This is a genomic window from Pseudomonas fluorescens group sp. PF-69 (genome assembly GCF_054481235.1).
Map to the genome: position 1 here is coordinate 1,088,564 of NZ_JBTMNC010000001.1, position 21,092 is coordinate 1,109,655.

Consider the following 21,092-nt stretch of genomic DNA (forward strand, 5'->3'; position numbering starts at 1 on the left):
AGAAATGCAATCAAACGCATCTCTGATGGACTGAATCCAGTTCTAGCGCTGCTTATCCCTGAAAGTGCGTAGCCGTGCAAAAAAATGGAAATAGCGATTTTCACGCTTGCCCATGTTGCGCTTGGGAGAGAACGACTCTTCAGCAAACGCACCATTGATCCGCACGCGCGAAGCCGTGGTATCCACCGTACAGACCTTGGCACCTGCCTGCTGCAGTACGAATTTGAGCAGGCGCTCTGAATGCAGCTTGCGCCCGGTCGCCGTACAGAAATCGAAGATGCGCTCAATCCTCTTGCCATAGGCAACGTAAGTATCACGCCCACAAATGGCGAAACGATCATTCAACCCACCCCACCACTGCCAATCCGGAATGTAGATGTTGCGTCGCCTGGCTTCGGGGTGCTTGAACACATAAGCGGGAAGCGGGGTGTGATAGAAAGTGTCCGGTCGCACAAATACGACGAAATCAGGATTGAACGACTCCATCATCGTGGTGACAGCGTGCAGCGAATTCAGTTGATAGATCAGGTTGCGCAGTGACGCAAAGTCATCAGCCCAGGTGTCGCCAAGCGTTTTGACTCGATCAAAATCCCAACGATCCAATACGCCGTCCGTTGAAGCCAGCAGGCCCGTCATGGATTCGAAGACCTGATAATTATCGGCCTTCAACTCACCCCGCTCACCTGAGCGCGAGTTTTGCACTTCGTCAATTTTGTAGAGGTGGTAAAAGCACTTTACGTTGCTGTCCGGAGGAAGCTGCGCAAGGACATTTTCTTCAATGGAGGGAAAACAGATTTGCGAGTTTCTTGGAATACCGAAAAATGCGACTGCAATGTTCAACACTCACCAACACCTTTGAAAATTAATGTGAGCCCGCTTTTCAGCCCCCCACCTGCGACCGTATACGATGCGACTTTCATTTGCGACGAAGCAGTACTTGCCACCAGGGGCGACGCTGCAATGGAACGACGGTGACGTTCGACTTTTCCAGCCAATCCCGCTCATAAGCCCAGGCATGACCGCCCCAGAGTTTTCCTGCTTCATTGGAAAAACCCAATGTCATGAGCTGATAGGTATAACCGGCATGACCGCGTAACCAATCGAACAACACCAGGGCATTGAAGCCGGTGGAAGGGCCGACATAACGTTTTCCTCCCGGTCGGTCCACCGGGTAGTTCCACAGCGCAGGCAATGGAATACGCTCCCAGTAGAGGGCCACTCGCGGCAAGGGACAGATCTGCCCAGTACACCCCACCAGCATTGTGAAACAACGCTCACCCGACTGTTCGAAAAGCCGCTGCACCTGAGGCCCATAAGGAAGGCCGAAAAAGTACGCGTCCGGTGCATTGAACCCATGAACGAACACATTGACGCTTTGCGCAGATAGCAGCGGTGCCGGAATGCAGTTATTGAAGCTGACCACGATGTCATCGGCACCGATGTCCAGCGCCTGAAAGTCCGTCGCAGTAATGGCCGGATTGTTGGCGATCAGCACAACGCGGGCCGCTCGGCCCAGGCAATCCTTGAGCGGCTGCGGCATGCCATCGGCAACAATTTGATGACCACCGGGCAGTGCGTCCAGCATCATTTCCTTACCGGCTTCAGGCGTTTGAAGCTGCGTCATTTATCCCTGAACCTTCATCCTGTAGCGTAGCTTTACCCATAGGCGAGTGAATGCAGAAGGCGGTGTCCATTCGCGCATTTCACGCTGGATTTCGGCAGCCAGGGTTTGACCCACACGGGCAAACGAGTAGCGGCTTTGCGCAAACTCTTGTCCGTTGCGAGCAATACGTTGCGCGAGTAATGGGTCGCTCTGCAGCAACTTGATCTTCTCCACAGCCTCATCTTCGCCGCGATAAAACACCGTGTTGTGCATATCCTCAAAGCCGAGCAACTCGTCCTCTTCCCCCTGACTCCAGGCCAGCAGCACGCAACCACAGGCCATCGCTTCAAAATTCTTGATCATGAATTCATTCATGCCGATGTCGGCGCTGACAAAAATCTTGATGCGATTGAGCGTTTCCAGGTACTCGGCACCTGACTTGGTTCGGGTCACGAGCATGCCAGTACGCTTTGAAAGCGACTCCAGTAGCGCCTTGCGCTGAGCGTACTCAGTACTTTTCAGGCTTCCCAGAAAGCCGATGGGGATGTCTCTTTCAATGCCGGTATTACGCAGCATCTGTTCGTCATAGCCTTTTGAAACGAACACTGCGTCAATATTCTCTGCCTGCATTTGACGCGCAACGACCGCTCCCGATACCAGCGCACGGCAGCTCGGCAAACGACTGTACAGACGTGAGTACACATGGCGGTATTTGCTGGCGGGCATGTAGTTCTGATAAGCGTCGTGCTCAAGAAAGACCAAACCTCGAATACACTTCAACACCCTGAGTTGTCGGGTGAGGCGCTTGACCCTGGAGAAAATCACCACCCGGTCGAAGTTTTGATACTCGACAGAAGCAAGGAACGGCCCCAGGTTCATCTGCTGTTGTTTGCTCAGACGATAGACGATGCATTCATCGCAGTGTCGTTGAACGATTTCGTACAACCGGTCCAGGATGACTCGCTGTTCGTCCATTACCAGGAGCATGACTCTCATATAGCTATTTACCACGCGTCAATTGCAGGCAAGCGCATCAGGTTCAAACCAGAAAACACCTGCCGGACCGTTAAATCCTTGTGGCAGAACCCGCTGACGCGCAGTACATAATCTGAAAAAATCACGAATCAACGGCTGCGAATTTTCTCGACAATCGCCGTTGTCGAGCTGTTTTCCACCAGCCCCAGCACTTTCACGGTGCCGCCGTAAGCCGTCACGATGTCCGCGCCGACCACTTGGTCAATCCCGTAGTCCCCACCCTTGACCAGCACATCAGGTTTGACCTCGCGCAGCAGGTTTTCCGGCGTGCCTTCCGGGAAACTGATCACCCAGTCAACAGCACCCAGCCCCGCCAGCACCGCCATGCGTCGGTCAACACTGTTGATCGGACGACCCGGCCCCTTCAGGCGACTCACCGATGCGTCGTCGTTGACCGCGACGATCAGACGATCACCCTGGGCCCGCGCCTGTTCCAGATACGTCACATGACCGGCATGCAGGATGTCGAAGCAGCCGTTGGTGAACACGATTTTCTCGTTGTGCGCACGGGCGTCGTCAACGGCGAGCAACAACTGCTCGAGACCCAGCACACCACGCTCGGAACCTTCTTCACGCTGAATGGCGCGGCGCAGTTCCGGTGCGCTAATGGCCGCCGTACCCAGCTTGCCGACCACGATGCCCGCGGCCAGGTTGGCCAGGGCAACCGCATGGGGTAACTCCTCACCGGCAGCAATGGCCGCCGCCAGGGTGGAAATCACTGTGTCGCCAGCACCGGTAACGTCAAACACCTCACGGGCACGGGCCGGCAGGTGCAACGCCGGATGATCCGGACGCAGCAGGGTCATGCCATGCTCGCCACGGGTCACCAGCAAGGCGCCGAGCTCGAGATCGTGCATCAGCTTCGCGCCCTTGCTCACCAGCTCGTGCTCATCGGCGCAGCCACCGACGATGGTTTCGAACTCGCTGAGGTTCGGCGTGATCAGGCTCGCACCCCGGTAAATCGAGAAATCCTTGCCCTTGGGATCAGCCAGCACCGGAATGCCACGGGCACGGGCCGCCTGGATCAGCACCTGATGATTCTTCAGCGCGCCTTTGCCGTAGTCGGACAGCACCAGCACCTTGATGCCTTCGAGCAATTCGTCGACTTGCACCGCCAGCGCCATGGCGTCGGTGGCGAACGGTTCTTCGAAATCGATACGCAGCAACTGCTGATGACGGCTCATGACCCGCAGCTTGACGATGGTCGGCTGGTGCGCGATACGCTGGAACAGCGCCCGTACACCTGCGCCCTTGAGGCTATTGACCAGGCTGTCGGCGGCTTCATCGTCGCCCGTCACGCCAACCAGCGAGGCCGGCGCGCCGAGTGCGGCAATGTTCAACGCAACGTTGGCGGCACCGCCCGGGCGGTCCTCGATGTTCTCGACCTTGACGACCGGTACGGGTGCCTCAGGGGAAATCCGTGAGGTGCCACCATGCCAGTAACGGTCGAGCATGACATCGCCGACCACCAAGACAGGGGCTTGATCGAATCGCGGCATGGACAACTTCATGGAGCAACCCACATACAAAATGAACAGGGGCGCGATATTAACACAGGGGCAAGCGCCGTCCGCTTCATTCTGAAACGTCGCGTACCCAGAACAATTCATGGCGCCGGACGGCCTTGCGGAAAAACTCGTTACTGCCCGTGACTGGCCAGCGCCGGCACGCCAAAACCTGCTGAATCCAGCGTCGCAATTGCCGTTTGAATACCGGCGCCCCTTGCAGGTCATGCTCCATCGCCAGGGCCATCGCCTTGTCCAATTGCACATCCCGGGACAGCAGCGGACTCCACAGCCTGTCGGCGGGCAGCGGCTCGACGGCGGGAGGCAAAGCGATGCCAGCCCCGGCAGGCCCCATTGGCCAGCGATCATTGTCATGCAGGTGGTTGGCGTACATCAGCAAAGTCTTCGGCTTCCAGGCGCTGGCAGCGACTGCCTCAAGAACAGCGCGAGTGGAGGCAACATGATCACCATGAGGGTCCAGTTCAGGATGGGGCGTCACGATCACCTCCGGGCGAAAGTGCTCCAGCAATGATTTCAGGTCGGCAACCAGGTTTTGCCAGGTCGGCGCACCGTCAACATCGGCGGGCAAACGCAACGAGTTGTGCCGACGCATACTTCGCACGTCACTGTCGCCGGACTCGCGCGAGCCAAAAGCCTTGGCCGGGTCCTGGGCCATCAAGGGCAATTGCAGGCAGTAATAACCCAACTGCAGACAATGATTGACGGGCACCCCGCCCCAAAGGGGGATGGCCTGACTGTCCCAACTACGCAGACGACCTTTCAATCGCGCGGCTTGAGCCGGGCTCAGGCCCAGGCGCTGATAGGTATCGGCTTCGATCTCACCCTGGGTCAGCGTGACGATGCTGACCTCTTCGGCGCGACTGTAAAGACCGAATGCCGCCAGCTCAGCGTCGTCGGCGTGCGGCGCCATGACCATCACGCGCTGGCGAGTGTAATCGGGATTGACCATGACCCACAGCTTGCCCTTGGCAGCCATGGAGCAATAACGCCCCCTGATCGTCAGCCAGTTCTCCCCAAGCGCATCGCCTTGCCCTGAAACGTTGAGGAAACGCCGCCCTTTGACGCCACGCTCGAAGTCCTGGCGGTCATCACCGACCTCGATGTACGGATCAAGCCAGCGCCCCAGCCAGGAGCTCTTCAACTCAAGTTCGAGAATGAGCGTCTCACCCTCGGCCAACGGCTCGCCCAAACGCACAACGCCGTTGTCCACGCTCACCGTCTGACACGGCGTACCTGGCGGGAATTCGTACTGATAATCGTCACTGGCCCGATAAAACAGATGATCGGCAAACCATGCCTCGTGCGCCACCCAAGCCAGGACGAGCAGGAGCGGCACCAACCACCATTTTAGCGAGAAACCGATGACCACCAGCGACAGCAGGAAAACGACGAGGAACAGGCGTTTGTTGCGTCGATGTGCCTTAAGAAGCCGTTGCTTGCGGGTGTTCATGAGTTCAAACCTGATAGACCGGCACAGTATGACACCAGCGATCCTTATACTCGCGGTCTGCACGACCGAATGAATACCGTAGAGTCTTGCCCAGTGCCTGGGCATCCGCCCAGGCCTGCTGGGTATTGACGAAGCTCAGCACACTGCCGGGGCTGAACTCACGACTCTGGGGGTCCACACCGCCGTTGATGTACTCCAGCGAAACCCACTGCGGCGCTTCGACGCGATAAAGAATCTGAATGGCAACAGGTGCCGAGTCCAGCATCACCACCGAGCCGGTCATGAACTCACGCAGTAAAGTGAAGACCTCTATCAAACCTGCCTTGCCGGGAACGGCAAATCCCCAGCGACGCTCAAACAGGTCGCTGTACGCTGCCGCCTGCTCCTGAGGCGTCAGCTCGGCCATCGGGATCAATGCGCCACCGGCCTCTTCCAGGAGGCGTTGTTCTCGACGCTGGTTGTAGCGAAACTTCTTCGAGTAGTCCTCCGGCGCTCGCGCCAGGGCGAGCCCCTCAGGTTGCGCACGCAATGTGCTGATCTGTGCGGCATTGAGCTGCGAGACATAAGCCATTCGCTGACGCACTGGCACTACAACGTCCGGGGCGATCGGCAGAATGATCTCTGCGTTCCCCATGTCGAGCAGCCCGCGCTTACCCTCTCGCTTGAGCACTTCCTTGGACAAGGCCACATGACGCCCCCAAGAGGCAACAGCTGCCACGACTGCACCGTCGACTAACCAACCCAGATAACGCAGCTCGACGCCAACGAACCCGGACAAACGCTCAACCACCACCGGGTGGGTGGCGAAACTGCCGCCAAAACGCTGCCACGCCTGCTCATAGGTTTCACGGTCGATTTCGGTCCAGCCACGCTCGCGCCAGCCGCGGAAAATCGTCAGCATATGCCGATCACATGTGTCGGTTGTGGTTCATCTCCTTCCTGGAACTCTTTGGAATGCAGGCGGGAGTAATAGCCATTGAGTTCCAAGAGCTGCGCATGCGTACCGCGCTCAACGATTCGACCGCTATCCATGACCAGAATCAGATCAGACCTTTCGATGGTGCTCAAGCGGTGAGCGATCACCAGCGTCGTGCGGTTCTTGACCACGTGATCCAGGGCTGCCTGGATATGTCGCTCGGACTCGGTATCCAGAGCCGAAGTCGCCTCGTCCAGGATCAACAACGGTGCGTCCTTGAGCAGCGCTCGAGCAATGGCGATGCGTTGACGTTGACCGCCGGACAGCAAGACACCATTCTCACCGACCATCGTTTCGTAGCCTTGCGGCATCTTGGCGATGAACTCGTCGGCATAGGCCTCAGTCGCCGCTTTCTTGACCTCTTCAAGCGGCGTACCTGCCAGATCACCGTAGGCGATATTGTTGGCAACAGTGTCGTTGAACAAGGTGACTTGCTGGGTCACCAAGGCAATTTGCCGACGCAGGCTGCGTAGCGTGAAATCCTCGACCTGCACATTATCGAGCAAAATCTGGCCCTGTTCGTGCTGATAAAAGCGTGGAATCAGACCGGCCAGGGTGGATTTGCCACTGCCTGAACGCCCGACCAACGCGACCATCTGACCAGGCTCGATAGTGAAACTGATGTCATCCAGAACCTGTTTGTCGCTGTCGGGGTAACTGAAGCTGAGATTGCGCACTTCCAGACGCCCCTCGAGACGATCTGGCTCAACGGTGCCCTGATCAACCTCTGCAGGCTCGTCCAGTTGCTCGAAAATACTCTCGGCACCCGCCACACCTTTCTGGATGGTCGAGCTGACTTCCGAAAGCTGGCGAATTGGCTTGGGCAGCAAACCCGCCATGGTGATGTAGGCCACCAGCTCGCCAGGAGACGAATCGCCACGCAGGTACAACACCAGGAACATGACCACGGCCATGGCGCTATAGGTCACCAGCTGGAGCACCGGCGTGTAAACCGCGCCTGTCTTGGTCATCGTCAGTTGCTTGTCGGTATTGCTCTGGCTGGCCTCTAAAAAGCGCTTCTTTTCATAGGTTTCGCCACCGAAGCTGCGCACCACGCGATAACCATGGATAGTCTCGGATGCAACGTGGGTGACATTGCCCATCGACAACTGGATCTTTTTGCTTTGCTTGCGGAATTTGCGGCTGGTGCTGTTCACCATCATGCCGATCACCGGCAAGATGGCCACCATGACAAGCGTGAGCTTCCAGTTCATCCACAACAGGGTGCAGAACAGAAAAATCACGGTCATGCCTTCGCGAATAACCACCTTGATCGCATCGGTCGCAGCACCGGTCACCATCGTCACGTTAAAGGTGATGCGGGAAATCAGGTGGCCGGAGTTGTTCTTGTCAAAGTAACCATTGGGCAGGTCCAGCAACTTGTTGAACAGAACCACCCGTAGATCATGCACAAGCCCAAGGGAAACCCGCGCGAGAAAGAAGTTTCCCAGATATGAACCAATCCCCTGCCAGATCGCGATCGCGATAATCATCAGCGGCACACTTTCCAGCAACTGCAACTTACCCAGATAAGGATTGCCCGGAAACAGGCTGATCTCGGGATTGGCCAGGCCGTCAACGAAATACTTGAGGATATAAGCGAGCATCGGCTGGGTCGATGCGAAGATCAAAAAGCCCACGATACTCAGCATGAACATGCCGACATAAGGCCGAACGTAAGTCAAAAGACGGAAATAGATCGCCAGCGTGGACTGGGCTTTCGGTTCAGGATTGCTCATGGTAATCCGCACAAATCAGTAAGGTGCCGATGATATCACACGCCCCAACGGCCCCAATAAACATGACAGGAAGCCACCTCCCGACCAAGTCGGTTAAGATAACCGCCTAATGATTGGGAGTCAGGCATGCAAGCGATTGATCACAGCACCTACGAGGCACTGCGCAAAGGTGCACACGTACTGGAAGCTGATGGTTCCGGCGACAAGGTACTCAGGCTGACTGACGGAAAGATGCTCAAACTGTTCCGTCGCAAGCGATTGCTCAGTTCGGCACTGCTCTTTCCTTATGCTCAACGCTTCGCAGACAACACTCGGGCCTTGAAGCAACGCGGCATTCTCTGCCCGACAGTTGTTGCGGTGTACCGCATCCCCAGCATTCAACGAGACTGCGTGTATTACAGCCCCCTGGAAGGCATGACAGTTCGTCAACTGCACAATAGCACCGAAGAGGCTGATGCATTGAGGTTCCAGCTCGGAGGCTTCATCGCCCTACTGCATGAAAAGGGCGTGTACTTTCGATCGCTGCACTTTGGCAATGTGGTTCTGACCCCGGAGAAAACGCTGGGCCTGATCGATATCGCTGACTTGCACTGCCAGAAACGCGCCATGAGCAACAGCAAACGCCTGCGCAACTTTGCTCACCTGCTGCGCTACAAGGAAGACCGGCAGTGGCTGCTGGGCCAAGACGCTGGCACCACCTTTCTTGAAGGCTACCGCCAGGCCCTGCCAAGCCAGCAGCAGGCTCCACTCATCAAGCGCCTGCGCCTGTTGATCGGTTAAGCCTTACCGGCCTATAACCAACACCGTGGCGCCCTTTCGATTGGCGAAATGGGCCAAGATCCGCAGATTGTGCTCCGCCAGCCATGCACTCAGCCATGGCTCGCCTTCCTTCGCATCAATGAGAAAGTACCGGTACTCCCCGGCATGCTGCGCAGACATCGCCTCCTCACGCGTCAGCAGCGGGAGAACGTAACCACGCCCAGCGTAATAGCTGATGCGCCCATCCTCAAAGTAGGCTGATTCACCAGACTCGGTATGGGCAGCCATCCAGTGTCCCGCCTCGATGTAATGGGTTTTACCGGCACCGAAGGAAAGGACGTTGGACAGCATCACCAAAAGCCCCAGCACCACCAGCGCTTTGCACCCGCGAGGAAATTGACGGGCAAAAGCCGACAAGCCCATCGCCAACACGGGCACAAACAGCAAATTCAAGAAGCTCACATAGCGCGTGTTCATGAACTGCTCCTTGATAAAGAACAGAACCAACACCACCGCGTACAGCAAGGCCGCCCAGGCAAACGGACGATAGTCACGCCAATAGGCGCTCAAAGCACCCCAATTGCGTCGCAGCACGAAAGGAACAGCAAAAGGCCCCATCAGCTTCACAAAGCTGATCGACAGGGACGCCAGAATGCCAAAGAAAATAATTCGCCCCGCTTCGTCCCGCGAGTACTTGTTGACCAGCGAATTGCCAAACTGCTCAGACAACATCTGGAATGACGCGAACACGTTACGAGGGGTGATCATCTCCAGATAGAGCATCAGGCGCGGAGCCAAAAACGCACCTGACACCAAGGCAGCGAACAACCCGATCACAGGCAAAAGAGCGAACTGCATGAACCGCGAGCGATGCGTGGGCGACCATAGATTCGGCAGCTGCCACAGACCCAGCGCAAGGAACAACAGCACCGCCTCAAGACGAAAGAAAAGTCCCGCCACAATGGCCAGGTGAATGAGCGCCGCACGCAGCCAACCGCCACGGTCCTGCCATCGAAGCGCGAGCCAGAGCGCCAGCGTGCAGAAAAACCAGAAACCGTATTCGCGGATGATGTCATTTCGAAAGCTATTGACCGCAGGCATCGCCAGGACCACCAGGCAGGCCCAACGAGCGGTATCCGGGGAGCGCCGACGAACACAATCGACCATCAATGCGCAGGTGCCGGCGAGAAACAGACCGCACCACAGATAGGCGCTCAACTCCAATGGCAAGCGCAGGACGAGGTGGGTACCGGCCAGCAAAAACGAAAACCACGGCCAGTCGAAATGCTTCCAGGCCACACTCGGCCCGTGCTCCGAAACTTGCTGGGCAATATCGATGTATAACGCGGCATCACGCCCCACCGTCGCAGTGCCCATCACCGCAATCAGGGACAACAGCAAACTGCTCCAGAACGCCAGTCGAACCGGGTATTTATCAACAATCCGGGCGACATAAGCCCCCGCTCTACCATCCCTGCCCATCACCCAACCCCTCACAACACGAGCAAAGTACGCCGTCAATCCAACGCCCGCAGAAGTAATGATGTCAGGCGATCAACCCCATCACTTCGCCCGATCATTGGCAATGCGACCAAATGAGACAAATAAAAAAAACGGTGCGCACTGTATCATCACCGCCGCCCATTCATCGAAACAGCAGACGTAAAGCCTTGCGGGTGTAGGACCAGCGAGCGAACGTTCGCCAGTCGGAGCGCAGAGCCTGAAAGTAGAATTTCCTGGCCAGCTTATATTCGCGCCGGGAGTAGCAATCGCGAAACAATGACAGGTAACGCTGCGCCAGAAACGCTTGGCGCAAGTCATGCAAGTCTTCAGGCATACGCTGACTGGAAAAAACGTCGTTGATCATTTCCGTACCCGCGGCAAGGCTTTGGGTCAGATCGTTGCGCATGCTGTCGTCATGCTTGTGAATGAGCGCCAAAGGCTGATTCAGCACACTGCAGGGGTAGCGAGCGAACACTTGGGCGAACACTGGAATGTCTTCAACGTTTCGCAAGTGTTCGGGATAATTTCCCGCGACGAAAACATCCCGATGCATCGCACAGGCGCCATTGGAAACCGATATGCTCTTGTACAGCAGATAGCCTTGCACCCGCTGCCGAGCCGTATCCGGTAAAGGCCTCACAACATGCAGGCTGCGTTTGCCATCAGCGAACACCGACCAGTGCCCACCAATGACCATCCGGCTTTGCGGGTTACTGGCGATGTGTTGAGTCAATGCAGCCAGCGCCCCGGGAGCCATTTCATCGTCTGCATCGAGAAAAATCAGATAGTGACCGCTGGTCTCCTCGATCCCGCGGTTGCGAACCGAAGACGCGCCACCGTTGGCTTTGCGCAAGGCACGAAAGCGCCCCGGGTGGTCGCGGAGAAGCTTCTCCAAGACCTGTGGCGTTTCATCGGTCGAACCATCATCGATGACCAACAAATCCGCGGCAGCCTCATCCAGCTGCGCCAGTACCGACTCCACTGCGCGTGGCAGGGTACGGGCGTAGTTGTAAGCAGGGATCACGATACTGATCAGTGTTTCAGTCAAGGCCGTACCCTTCAGCGCCCTCTTTGACCACCAGAATGTCTTCCATGATCAAGTACTGTAGATCGGAACCGAAGAACATGTTCAAGGCATCCGTCGGCGAGCAGATCATCGGTTCGCCGCGACGGTTGAGCGAGGTGTTCAGCGACACGCCGTTACCCGTCAGGACTTCCAGCGCCTTCATCATGTCGTAATAGCGCGGGTTGTATTCGCGCTTGAGCACCTGGGCACGGGAAGTGCCGTCTTCATGGACGACTTCCGGCACGCGGGTTTTCCACTCTTCAGCCACTTCGAAGGTGAAGGTCATGAACGGCGCCGGGTGATCGATCTTGATCATTTGCGGTGCCACGGTGTCGAGCATCGACGGGCAGAAAGGCCTCCAGCGCTCGCGGAACTTGATCTGGTGGTTGATGCGATCCGCCACACCAGGCACGCTCGGGCAACCGATGATCGAACGACCGCCCAAGGCACGCGGACCGAACTCCATGCGACCCTGGAACCACGCCACCGGGTTGCCATCGACCATGATTTTGGCGATCTGCTCCGGCATGTTGTCGAGCTTGCGCCATTTCGGCTTGTTCTCGTGACGGGCGCACGCGGCGATCACATCTTCGTTGCTGTACGACGGGCCGAGGTAGACGTGCTCCATCTTCTCGACCGGCACGCCACGGGCGTGGGACACATAGGCTGCGGCGCCGACCGCGGTGCCGGCATCGCCGGACGCCGGCTGCACGAACAGCTCCTTGATATCGTCGCGGGCGATGATTTTCTGGTTCAGCTTGACGTTCAGTGCGCAGCCGCCAGCGAAGGCCAGCTTGCCGGTCTGCTTGAGCACGTCACCCAGGTAGTAGTCGATCATCTGCAGCGAGATTTTTTCGAACAGCGCTTGCATGCTCGCGGCGTAGTGGATGTAAGGCTCGTCGGCGATGTCGCCTTCGCGCTTCGGACCCAGCCACTCGATCAGCTTCGGCGAGAAGTAGAAACCCTTGCCCTTCTCTTTATAGCGGCGCAGACCGATGACGTTGGCATAGTCGGTGTTGATCACCAGTTCGCCGTTTTCGAACGAGGCCAGGCGCGAGAAATCATACTTGCTGGCATCGCCGTACGGCGCCATGCCCATGACCTTGAACTCACCGTCCAGCATCTCGAAACCGAGGAACTCGGTGATCGCGCCGTACAGGCCGCCGAGGGAGTCAGGATCGAAGAACTCCTTGATCTTGTGGATCTTGCCGTTTTCACCGTAACCGAAGAAGGTCGTGGCGTATTCGCCCTTGCCATCGATCCCCAGAATCGCGGTTTTCTCTTTGAAACCGGAGCAATGGTAAGCGCTGGAAGCGTGGGCCAAGTGGTGCTCGACCGGCTCGATCTTGATTTTCTTCGGATCGAAGCCCAGCTGTTCCAGGCACCAGACGATCTTGTTGCGATAGCGCTTGTAGCGACGGTTGCCCATCAGGATCGCGTCGAGGGCGCGGTCCGGGGCGTACCAGTAACGCTTGGCGTAATGCCAGCGCGCCTTGCCGAACAGGCTGATGGGCGCGAACGGAATCGCTACCACGTCAACGTCGGAAGGCTTGATGCCGGCTTGTTCCAGGCAGAACTTCGCCGATTCGTAGGGCATGCGGTTCTTTGCATGTTTATCGCGCACAAAGCGCTCTTCTTCAGCCGCCGCGACCAGCTTGCCGTCGATGTACAAGGCTGCGGAAGGATCATGGCTAAGGGCGCCGGACAGGCCAAGAATCGTCAATGCCACAGGGGTCTAGCCTCTTTAGTCTGCATGCAGGCGCAACGCGCCTCAAAAAATAATGCGCCCTCGCAAGCGGCGAGAGACAGCTAAAGGGCGGGATTATAGCTTAAAAGCAGCGGCAAGCACTCACAGCGGTGACCGCATCACTGATTATCCGCTTGCAGGCCGCCAGTAAATGCGGACATTGCCCTCCATGCCTTGCTGGTAAATCGTGTACGGCAACACAACGGTGTCCAGTACCCCCGACAGGGCAAGGTCCAGCAGAATGAATGGAACGAGGATACCCGTGGGATCGGGCGGCGCATTCAATACACAAAAATCGTAGGCCAACCCGCTGTAGACCCGAGGAATGGACTGGCAATAGGTTTTTTGCCTTCGAAGCCCCCGAGCCGCGTCTGCATCATCCTGCAGCACCGTTGTGACGGTGCCGCAACCCACCAGCATCAGTGCGATGGCACCCCATGCAACCGCCATTTTCATTGTCAAAGTCTGCCCTCCGAGAACGTCAGGCAAACTAGCACCGTGGTAATTCTGGCCACAGTTCATGGCTTCTCAAGATCGCGTAGGACAATTCCCAGGGACTTGTCCCGATTTATTGCTGGCTGTTCAGGCCTCCTCAACTTGCTTACGAAGGCGATTCAGTCAGCGCTGATGATGTCTTTGGGCAAACGCTCATCGATGACTCGATAGAGGGCGCTGCTTTGCGGCCAGTTACGCATGAACCTCGCCCGATCCCGCGCATACGCCGGCGCGAAGCTGCCGAGCGAGCCGTGCTGACACATCGAGTCCAGGTCGATCAGCGCCCAGCGATCCTGTTGCCAGAACAGGTTGTGCCCCTTGAAATCGCCATGACTGATGCGCGCTCGAATCAATTCGGCGAACAGGTGATCCAGCGCCAACAGTTCGGCCTCTGGAGCGTCGCCATTTTCAACGTAAGGCGCAAAACGCTCGATGATGTCCGGCCCCGGCAGATACTCGGTGACCAGATAGGCACGACTGCGCAGCCAGAAAAAACGCTTCTCCAGCAACGCCAGGGGTTTGGGCGTAGCGATGCCAAGGAACGCCAGGCGATTGCCTTCGCGCCAGGAATGCCAGGCACGGCTCGGGCGCCAGAAGCGTTTGAGCCAATGGGCGAAACCCTTGATGTTATAGCGCTTGATGACCAGTGTACGACCGCCCGCCTCGACCTTACCGACGCTCGCCGCGCCGCCAGTCTTGTACAGATGGCCCTGATCGAGCAAGGCATCGGCGTGCGCCAGAACCGGCAGCATCGCCGCCTCTTCCTCGCGGCGAATGGCCTGCAAACCGAATGCGCCACGCCGGACACTGAACAGCGTGCAATCGCGACCGACCTTGATCAGGAAGTCTTTGAGGCGCCAGCTGCGGACCTTGTCGATCTGTTTCTGCAAGGCCTCCATGGGCAAGGCGTGCTCGCCGTTGCTCAGCAGGTAATAGACCAGCAACTCCTCGATGTACGGCTCCATCGACTTGGGCAACTGGGCAAAAAACACCCCGAGGTTTTCCAGGACTTTCTGGCGCGACAATGGCTGGCCAGGCGTTTCGCTGCGGATCCCGGCGCCATCGATCAAATAGAGGCGATTGCCCTGGCGCAAGAGGTTGTCCAGGTGCAAGTCTTCCTGCCAAAGGCCCTTGCGGTGCATTTGCCCGATCGCGCCCAGGGCTTCTGCGAGGACGGCTGATTGCTCATCGGCCAGCATTGGCAGGTGTTCAACCCGCTTCCAGGCATCATCGAGGCTTTCGGCGCCCTCAAGAAAATCGAACAGCAGCCAACCGCCCTCGCCATCCTTGAGGCCATCGGCCAACAACAGTGGCGTGGTCAGCCCTTGTTCGGCGAGTAAACGAACGCCAGCCAGCTCTCGCTGAAAATGCCGCGCCGCCTTGCTGCCCACCAACAGCTTGGCCAATACCGGGCGTCCGCGCCAGATACCGGCGCCCACATAACGCTGCCCCGGTAAAACCCGTAACAGGCTCAGCAACTGCAAATCGGCCGGCCCGGCGGCATCGGCCAACGAGAGGCTGAGCGGCAGGCTCGGGCTGCGGCCAGCGTTTTTCAGCTCGGACAAACGCATCAGCGTTGCTCCTTGTGGTCGCGGCGCGCGGTCAGCCGCTCTGCCCAGCTATCGACCAGCGAACTGTCCTGCGCTTGATCCAGGTACGCGGCCAACAGCTCGCGAACTTGCGCCGCACCCCACACAGACGCCCGACGCAGCAACGGCTCCAGATCCTTGATCCGGTCACGCTGACCAAACAGCAAGAGCCGGGTCTTTTCCAGGTCGATCAACTGGGCCTGATAGCCGTCACCGGTGGCGCGCAGAAATATGTGCTTGGGATAAAAACAGCCGTGCACCTGGCGCCGGCTGTGCACTAGCCGCGCCAATTGCCCGCAGGCCCGCAAGATGGCCGAATGCTGCGCCTCGCTCAGGTCCGACCAGCGCTGCAACAGCGAATCCAGGTCATCCCAGCCATCCAGCGCGCGCGTCAGCAAAATGGCCCGGACTTCGCCATCGACTTTGCGCTGACCGTAGAACACCGCTTCCAACGCCGGAATACCGAGCTTTTCGTAGCGGCTGATGTTGCGAAATTCGCGGGCAAAACTGGGCTCGCCAAAAGGTGCATGCAAAGTGCGCATCAGGTAGTTGCTCTGGCGCTTGAGGTAAAAACCATGACCTTCCAGGTTCAGTCGAAAAACGCTGCTCCAGCCGCCAGGAACGGAGTTGGGCTCGTCCACGGCATCCAACTGCCGGGTCCAGAGGGCCTCGAATGTGCCGAGACCGTGGCGCTCAAGCAGCGCACGGTCTTCAGCCGCCAGGAAATCAGTCATTCACGCCCCTCGAAAAATCTCACCACGTGCCGAATCCGTTTTTTGTCGGCCGCATTGAGCCGGGTCCGTTGACGGTATTGCAAGTAAAAGCGCAGGCGCTGGGTAGCCGACAAGTGATACTTGGCAACCTTGTCGAGACACGCCAGATCCTTGGTAATGCGGTACTTGAGCCAGAAACCGCGCCAAAAATCACCGTTGGGGCAATCGATCAGGAACAGCCTGGCCTGATCGTCGATCAGCAGGTTGCGCCATTTCAAATCGTTATGGGTAAAGCGGTGATCGTGCATGGTCCGGGTGTAGCCGGCCAACTGGCGGCTGACCGTGTCGACCCACGCCCGGTCGGCCAGTTTCAGGTCGTGCCGGCCGGCCAGCACCGACAAGTCTTCGGTATGCGGCAGCTCGCGGGTGATCATCGCCCCTCGATCGTAAGCCGCGCCGCGTCGCTCCAGGCCCCACGCGACCACCTCGGCGGTGGGAATGCCCCATTTGGCGAAGCGCTTGAGGTTCTGCCATTCCATTTTCACCCTCGGCTTGCCGAGGTAGCGGCGCAGGCCTTTGCCTGCCCCGACATAGCGTTTGACGTAATAATTGACGCCATTGCGCTGCACGCGGATGACCTCGGACAGCAGATCACGTGTCAGGCGTTCGCCCTCAAGCGCAAACACTGCCTCCAGACTGCCGAAGTCGTCTGCCAGATCGCTGTATGCCGGTTCCAGTGTCCAGCCCGACATCAGAGCGCATCCCCGTAGCGCTGTTTGCGGTCGTAGAGTTTTTTGGCCTTGCCTTCGAGCCAGGCCAGCAGCGACGCTTCTTCGGCGAGGATCCGGCGCAGTGGCTGCTGGAAGTAACTCTTGAGGAAACGCAACTTGTCGCGCCGGGTCAATCCGATATCCAGCGCCGAAAAGTACAGCGCCGCCAGATCCTTGTTGCGCCAGCGCCGGGTGATCGCCGGGCGGGTCTGGGCGCGGTGCAGATCGATCACCGAGAGCTTGAAGTCGTCTGCGGTGACCGGTTTGTCGGTGTGCAGCAGGAAGTGGCAGATGTAGCAGTCGCGATGGTTGACCCCGGCACGGTGCATCATGCCGGTCATGCGCGCCACTTCGGCGATCAGCGCACGCTTGAGCCTTGGCTCGGGCGGTTGCCTGACCCAATCGATGCTGAAATCTTCGAGGCTGACGGTCGGTGCCAGCTCTTCGGTGACGATGAACGAATGCTGATCCGCCGGGTTGCTGCCCTTTTCGCCGTAAGCCACGGCGGTCATGGTCGGCACGCCGACTTCCTGCAGGCGCTGGATGGCTTTCCACTCCTGGCCCGCGCCGAGCACCGGCAACTTGGCGGTGAGCAGGTTCTTGAAGATCTCACCCCAGCCGATGCCACGGTGAATCTTCACGAAAAACCCGTTGCCGTCCACTTCAGTGCGCAGGGTGCGGCGAGCTTCGAGCTCGCGGTACACCTCGCCCTGAAGCCCCTCGACTTCCGCGAACGGGTCGCGTCCGGCCCAGAGGCTCTTGAACGGTTCAGCCAGCATCAACTTCATTCAGCGTGCTCCGCCAGAATCACATCGGCCGCGTGCTGCGGCATGCTATAGAGGTCGGCCGTCTCGGCGAAGGCCACACCGTTGCGGCTCCAGGCCGCCCGTGCTTGAGCGTCGTTCAACATGCCCGTCAAATACTGCGTCAACTGCGCCTGCTCGAAGGGTTCGTCCAGCACCAGGCCGGCATCGGCCTCGGCAATGTAATGGGCGTAACCGCACACCGCACTCACCAGCACCGGCAACCCGGCCACCAGCGCTTCAAGCAGCACAGTGCCGGTGTTTTCGTTGTAGGCCGGGTGGATCAACACATCGGCACCCAGCAGAAAACGCGGAATATCGCTGCGACCCTTGAGGAACGTGACGTTATCGCCGAGCCCCAACGTGGCGCTCTGCATCTGGAATAACTTGGGGTCGTCCTGGCCAATTACAAACAGCCGGGTACGTTTCTTCAGATCGGCAGGCAATGCGGCCAGGGCCTTGAGGCTGCGATCCACGCCTTTGGTCTTGAATCCCGAGCCGATCTGGACCAACAGCAGCTCATCATCCTTCAAGCTGAATTCGGCGCGGAAGCCGGCGCGGATTTCGTCCGCATTCGCCGGGCGACGACGGTCCTGGGCAATGCCGGGAGGCAGCAGATGGAAACGCTTGAGCGGCGTGTCGTAATGCTTGATGAACAACGGCTGCTGCACTTCGGAAATCATCAGGATTTCGGTCCTGGAATCCCTGGCGAACACCGCGCGTTCGTACTCGGCGAAGTGACGGTACCGCCCCCAGCGCCGGTACAGCGAATTACGCAGGTTCTGCGCTTTGTCTTCGAAGCAGCCATCGGCGGCGTAGTAGACGTCCAGGCCCGGCATTTTGTTGAAGCCGATCAAGCGGTCGACCGGACGCTTGGCCAGGTCCGCCTCCATCCACGCGCTGAGTTTTTCGTTGCGCCGGTGGTTGAAGAACGCCTTGACCGGTGCGACCAGCACTTCAAAGCCCGGCGGCACGTCCCCCTCCCAGATCAGCGTGTAGACGCGAATCTGGTGGCCGCGCTTCTGGCACTCCAGGGCAATGCGCATGAAGTCACGCTGCAAGCCGCCAAAGGGGAAATATTTGTACAGGACAAATGCCAATTGCATCAGCGCAGCTCCTCAGCCAGTAACAACGTGCTCAGTCGGCTCGCGACACGCTCAGGATTCAGACGCGTGAAGCACAGCGGCCACTCGCGTTTCAGGTCGAACCGACGGGCATCTTCGGCCGTCGGTTGGTAGGTGCATTTCTTTTGCAGGCACGGCGCGCAAGGGAAGTCGCTGGCCAGGTGAATCTGCGACTTGCCATAGGCCCCGGTCAGGCCCGGATTGGTCGGGCCGAACAGCGACAGCGTCGGCACATCCAGTGCAGCGGCCAGATGACCCAGGCCGGTGTCCACTGCCACGCAGCCTTGCGCGCCGGCCAACACTTTGCCAACGCCGGCCAGATTCAGCCTGGGCAGCACTTCGACGTGCTTCATGTCTTTGGCGATGCGCTCGGCGCGGGCCTTTTCGACGGCATTGCCCCACGGCAACTTCACCCCGACACCCAGATACCCGACACGCTCGGCCAGCTCGCGCCAGTAGGCTTCGGGCCAGTGCTTGGTGTCCCAGGTGGTGCCGTGCAGAAACAGCACGTAGGGATTCTTGCGTGGCAATTCCACCAGGCGCTCGACGCTCAGACCATAATCGCCCAGGCCCTTGGGCAGGTCGTAGCCGAGGGCGATGGCGAATAACTGACGGACCCGCTCCACCGCGTGCTGGCCACGGGCAACCGCCAGGCGCCGATCATAGAAACGCGCAGCGATCGGCTCGCGGGCCGAGCTTTTATCGAGGCCGGCCACCGGCGCCTTGACGTAACGGGTCAGCCAGGCGCTTTTCAGCAGGCCCTGGGCATCGATGACCAGATCGTATTTAGTCGCACGAACGCTTTGCTTGAAGCGCTTCCACTCCCCGCTCTTGATGGTTTGCCAGATGTTCTTGCGCCAGCGACGGATCGCCACCGGAATCACCTTGCCCACCGCCGGGTGCCAGGTCGGGATCTCGGCAAACCCCTCTTCCACCACCCAGTCGAACTTGATGCCGGGAATCGCCCGCGCAGCATCGGTCAATGCCGGTAACGCATGAATCACGTCGCCCAGCGATGAAGTCTTGATCAGCAGTACCCGCAAGCTATTGGACCTCGACCACAGTGCCCTGCAAACGCTGCAAGGCTTCGTTCACCGCTTGCGGCATGAGCTGGCGCAGGCAGTTGTAATGACCGAAACGGCAGGTGCGGTCGAAGCAGGGACTGCATTCGATGCCCAGGCGCACGATCTCGACATGCTCGGCCAGCGGCGGCGTGAAACCCGGCGACGTCGAACCGTAGACCGCCACCAGGGGACGATTGAGGGCGGCGGCGACGTGCATCAGGCCGGAGTCGTTGGAGACTACCGAATCGGCGCAGGACAGCAGATCGATCGCCTCGGCCAGCGAAGTGCCACCACTGAGGTTCACCGATTCTTCGCGCAAACCGGGAATCAGGCGCGAACGAATGTCCTCGCCCACGGCGTGATCGTTTTTCGAACCGAACAGCCAGACTTGCCAGCCCTCGCGGATCTTCGCTTCGGCGACCTTGGCATAGTGCTCGGACGGCCAGCGTTTGGATTCGCCAAACTCGGCGCCGGGGCACAGCGCCAGCACCGGACGATCGAGGGCCAGACCGAACTTGGCCAGTGCCGCTTCGCGGGTCACCGGGTCGATCCGCAGGCTCGGCCGTGGGTAAGGCTTGGGCAATTCAACACCCGGCTCGTACGCCAGGGCCATGAAGCGCTCGATCATCAGCGGGTAACGTTCCTTATCCAGCGTGCGCACGTCATTGAGCAGGCCGTAACGGAACTCACCGCGCCAACCGGTGCGCTTGGGAATGCCGGCAAAGAACGGCACCAGCGCCGACTTCAGGGAATTGGGCAACAGGATCGCCTGGTCGTACTGGTCGGCCAGGGACTTCCCGATACGCCGACGCGTCGCCAGCTCCAGCGCGCCGTGACCGAGCGGAAAGCTCAAGGCCTGGCGGACTTCGGGCATGCGCTCAAGAATCGGCCGGCTCCACTCGGGGGCCAGCACGTCGATTTCGCATTGCGGGTGGCGCTGTTTGAGACACTGAAACAGTGTCTGCGCCATCACCATGTCACCGACCCAACTGGGCCCAACGATCAGAATTTTCATGTGGTTTCCAAAAACGATCCGGGGAGGCTTATGCCTCCCCGCCTCGAAAATTCTACAGAACAACGCAAATCCACTGTAGGAGCGAGCCTGCTCGCGATGGGCGTTAACGATAACG

The 21,092-nt window shown here is 58.8% G+C and carries 19 protein-coding genes; 1 reads left to right on the forward strand and 18 read right to left on the reverse strand.

What is annotated here, in order from left to right; translation table 11 throughout:
* Positions 1-42 precede the first annotated feature (42 nt).
* From ACX3YF_RS04950 to msbA, 7 genes are all read right to left on the reverse strand, one after another.
* Complete coding sequence (locus tag ACX3YF_RS04950) at positions 43-843, reverse strand: hypothetical protein (protein WP_448645704.1); 801 nt, start codon at positions 841-843, stop codon at positions 43-45.
* A 73-nt stretch (positions 844-916) separates the two neighbouring features.
* Entirely contained in the window at positions 917-1,624 is a 708-nt protein-coding gene (locus ACX3YF_RS04955) for a hypothetical protein (RefSeq protein WP_448645703.1), read from the reverse strand.
* Positions 1,625-2,599: a glycosyltransferase gene (locus ACX3YF_RS04960; protein WP_448645702.1), complete on the reverse strand. Its 975-nt coding sequence runs from the start codon at positions 2,597-2,599 to the stop codon at positions 1,625-1,627.
* A 128-nt stretch (positions 2,600-2,727) separates the two neighbouring features.
* Complete coding sequence (gene hldE / locus ACX3YF_RS04965) at positions 2,728-4,149, reverse strand: bifunctional D-glycero-beta-D-manno-heptose-7-phosphate kinase/D-glycero-beta-D-manno-heptose 1-phosphate adenylyltransferase HldE (protein ID WP_448645701.1); 1,422 nt, start codon at positions 4,147-4,149, stop codon at positions 2,728-2,730.
* Positions 4,150-4,213: 64 nt separating this feature from the next.
* The gene (locus ACX3YF_RS04970) at positions 4,214-5,614 is read right to left on the reverse strand and encodes a PIG-L deacetylase family protein (RefSeq protein WP_458973474.1); all 1,401 of its coding nucleotides are present in this window, start codon (positions 5,612-5,614) and stop codon (positions 4,214-4,216) included.
* A gap of 4 nt (positions 5,615-5,618) precedes the next feature.
* Entirely contained in the window at positions 5,619-6,515 is an 897-nt protein-coding gene (locus ACX3YF_RS04975) for a GNAT family N-acetyltransferase (RefSeq protein WP_130205000.1), read from the reverse strand.
* A complete protein-coding gene (gene msbA, locus ACX3YF_RS04980; protein ID WP_130205002.1) occupies positions 6,509-8,329 on the reverse strand; it encodes a lipid A export permease/ATP-binding protein MsbA in 1,821 nt (606 codons plus the stop codon). The genes ACX3YF_RS04975 and msbA overlap by 7 nt, the downstream gene beginning before the upstream one ends.
* 126 nt (positions 8,330-8,455) lie before the next feature.
* Between msbA and ACX3YF_RS04985 the strand changes: the two genes are divergently transcribed.
* On the forward strand, positions 8,456-9,109 hold the full coding sequence (locus tag ACX3YF_RS04985) for a BUD32 family EKC/KEOPS complex subunit (RefSeq protein ID WP_458973475.1): 654 nt from the start codon (positions 8,456-8,458) through the stop codon (positions 9,107-9,109).
* A 3-nt stretch (positions 9,110-9,112) separates the two neighbouring features.
* Here ACX3YF_RS04985 and ACX3YF_RS04990 read toward each other — a convergent pair whose 3' ends face one another.
* The 11 genes from ACX3YF_RS04990 to waaF all read right to left on the reverse strand — a co-directional run bounded on the left by ACX3YF_RS04990 (position 9,113) and on the right by waaF (position 20,977).
* Entirely contained in the window at positions 9,113-10,570 is a 1,458-nt protein-coding gene (locus ACX3YF_RS04990; protein ID WP_448645699.1) for a hypothetical protein, read from the reverse strand.
* Between the two features lie 163 nt (positions 10,571-10,733).
* Positions 10,734-11,639: a glycosyltransferase family 2 protein gene (locus ACX3YF_RS04995; RefSeq protein ID WP_130205005.1), complete on the reverse strand. Its 906-nt coding sequence runs from the start codon at positions 11,637-11,639 to the stop codon at positions 10,734-10,736.
* Positions 11,632-13,386: a carbamoyltransferase family protein gene (locus ACX3YF_RS05000; protein ID WP_130205007.1), complete on the reverse strand. Its 1,755-nt coding sequence runs from the start codon at positions 13,384-13,386 to the stop codon at positions 11,632-11,634. The genes ACX3YF_RS04995 and ACX3YF_RS05000 overlap by 8 nt, the downstream gene beginning before the upstream one ends.
* A gap of 144 nt (positions 13,387-13,530) precedes the next feature.
* Complete coding sequence (locus tag ACX3YF_RS05005; protein ID WP_189340292.1) at positions 13,531-13,866, reverse strand: YceK/YidQ family lipoprotein; 336 nt, start codon at positions 13,864-13,866, stop codon at positions 13,531-13,533.
* A gap of 152 nt (positions 13,867-14,018) precedes the next feature.
* Positions 14,019-15,470, reverse strand: a complete 1,452-nt coding sequence (locus tag ACX3YF_RS05010) for a lipopolysaccharide kinase InaA family protein (RefSeq protein WP_458973476.1) — start codon at positions 15,468-15,470, stop codon at positions 14,019-14,021.
* Positions 15,470-16,222 (reverse strand): lipopolysaccharide kinase InaA family protein, encoded by a 753-nt coding sequence (locus tag ACX3YF_RS05015; RefSeq protein ID WP_448645697.1) that lies wholly within the window; start codon positions 16,220-16,222, stop codon positions 15,470-15,472. Before ACX3YF_RS05015 ends, ACX3YF_RS05010 begins: the two co-directional genes overlap by 1 nt.
* On the reverse strand, positions 16,219-16,953 hold the full coding sequence (locus ACX3YF_RS05020; RefSeq protein ID WP_130205015.1) for a lipopolysaccharide kinase InaA family protein: 735 nt from the start codon (positions 16,951-16,953) through the stop codon (positions 16,219-16,221). Before ACX3YF_RS05020 ends, ACX3YF_RS05015 begins: the two co-directional genes overlap by 4 nt.
* Positions 16,953-17,759 (reverse strand): lipopolysaccharide core heptose(I) kinase RfaP, encoded by an 807-nt coding sequence (rfaP, locus tag ACX3YF_RS05025; protein WP_458973477.1) that lies wholly within the window; start codon positions 17,757-17,759, stop codon positions 16,953-16,955. The genes ACX3YF_RS05020 and rfaP overlap by 1 nt, the downstream gene beginning before the upstream one ends.
* Positions 17,756-18,880, reverse strand: coding sequence for a glycosyltransferase family 4 protein (locus tag ACX3YF_RS05030; protein WP_130205019.1), 1,125 nt, complete (start codon positions 18,878-18,880; stop codon positions 17,756-17,758). Before ACX3YF_RS05030 ends, rfaP begins: the two co-directional genes overlap by 4 nt.
* Positions 18,880-19,941 carry a lipopolysaccharide heptosyltransferase I gene (gene waaC, locus ACX3YF_RS05035; protein ID WP_103403361.1) on the reverse strand — a complete coding sequence of 354 codons (1,062 nt, stop codon included), beginning with the start codon at positions 19,939-19,941 and terminating at the stop codon, positions 18,880-18,882. The genes ACX3YF_RS05030 and waaC overlap by 1 nt, the downstream gene beginning before the upstream one ends.
* Before the next feature lies 1 nt (position 19,942).
* Positions 19,943-20,977, reverse strand: coding sequence for a lipopolysaccharide heptosyltransferase II (waaF, locus tag ACX3YF_RS05040; protein WP_047536589.1), 1,035 nt, complete (start codon positions 20,975-20,977; stop codon positions 19,943-19,945).
* Positions 20,978-21,092: the final 115 nt, after the last annotated feature.

Bases quoted from the DNA above. Each gene is read 5' to 3' on its own strand.
- ACX3YF_RS04955 (WP_448645703.1), bottom strand. From the start codon at position 1,624: ATGACGCAGCTTCAAACGCCTGAAGCCGGTAAGGAAATGATGCTGGAC.
- ACX3YF_RS04960 (WP_448645702.1), bottom strand. From the start codon at position 2,599: ATGAGAGTCATGCTCCTGGTAATGGACGAACAGCGAGTCATCCTGGAC.
- hldE (WP_448645701.1), bottom strand. From the start codon at position 4,149: ATGAAGTTGTCCATGCCGCGATTCGATCAAGCCCCTGTCTTGGTGGTC.
- ACX3YF_RS04970 (WP_458973474.1), bottom strand. From the start codon at position 5,614: ATGAACACCCGCAAGCAACGGCTTCTTAAGGCACATCGACGCAACAAA.
- ACX3YF_RS04975 (WP_130205000.1), bottom strand. From the start codon at position 6,515: ATGCTGACGATTTTCCGCGGCTGGCGCGAGCGTGGCTGGACCGAAATC.
- msbA (WP_130205002.1), bottom strand. From the start codon at position 8,329: ATGAGCAATCCTGAACCGAAAGCCCAGTCCACGCTGGCGATCTATTTC.
- ACX3YF_RS04985 (WP_458973475.1), top strand. From the start codon at position 8,456: ATGCAAGCGATTGATCACAGCACCTACGAGGCACTGCGCAAAGGTGCA.
- ACX3YF_RS04990 (WP_448645699.1), bottom strand. From the start codon at position 10,570: ATGGGCAGGGATGGTAGAGCGGGGGCTTATGTCGCCCGGATTGTTGAT.
- ACX3YF_RS05010 (WP_458973476.1), bottom strand. From the start codon at position 15,470: ATGCGTTTGTCCGAGCTGAAAAACGCTGGCCGCAGCCCGAGCCTGCCG.
- ACX3YF_RS05015 (WP_448645697.1), bottom strand. From the start codon at position 16,222: ATGACTGATTTCCTGGCGGCTGAAGACCGTGCGCTGCTTGAGCGCCAC.
- ACX3YF_RS05020 (WP_130205015.1), bottom strand. From the start codon at position 16,953: ATGTCGGGCTGGACACTGGAACCGGCATACAGCGATCTGGCAGACGAC.
- rfaP (WP_458973477.1), bottom strand. From the start codon at position 17,759: ATGAAGTTGATGCTGGCTGAACCGTTCAAGAGCCTCTGGGCCGGACGC.
- ACX3YF_RS05030 (WP_130205019.1), bottom strand. From the start codon at position 18,880: ATGCAATTGGCATTTGTCCTGTACAAATATTTCCCCTTTGGCGGCTTG.
- waaF (WP_047536589.1), bottom strand. From the start codon at position 20,977: ATGAAAATTCTGATCGTTGGGCCCAGTTGGGTCGGTGACATGGTGATG.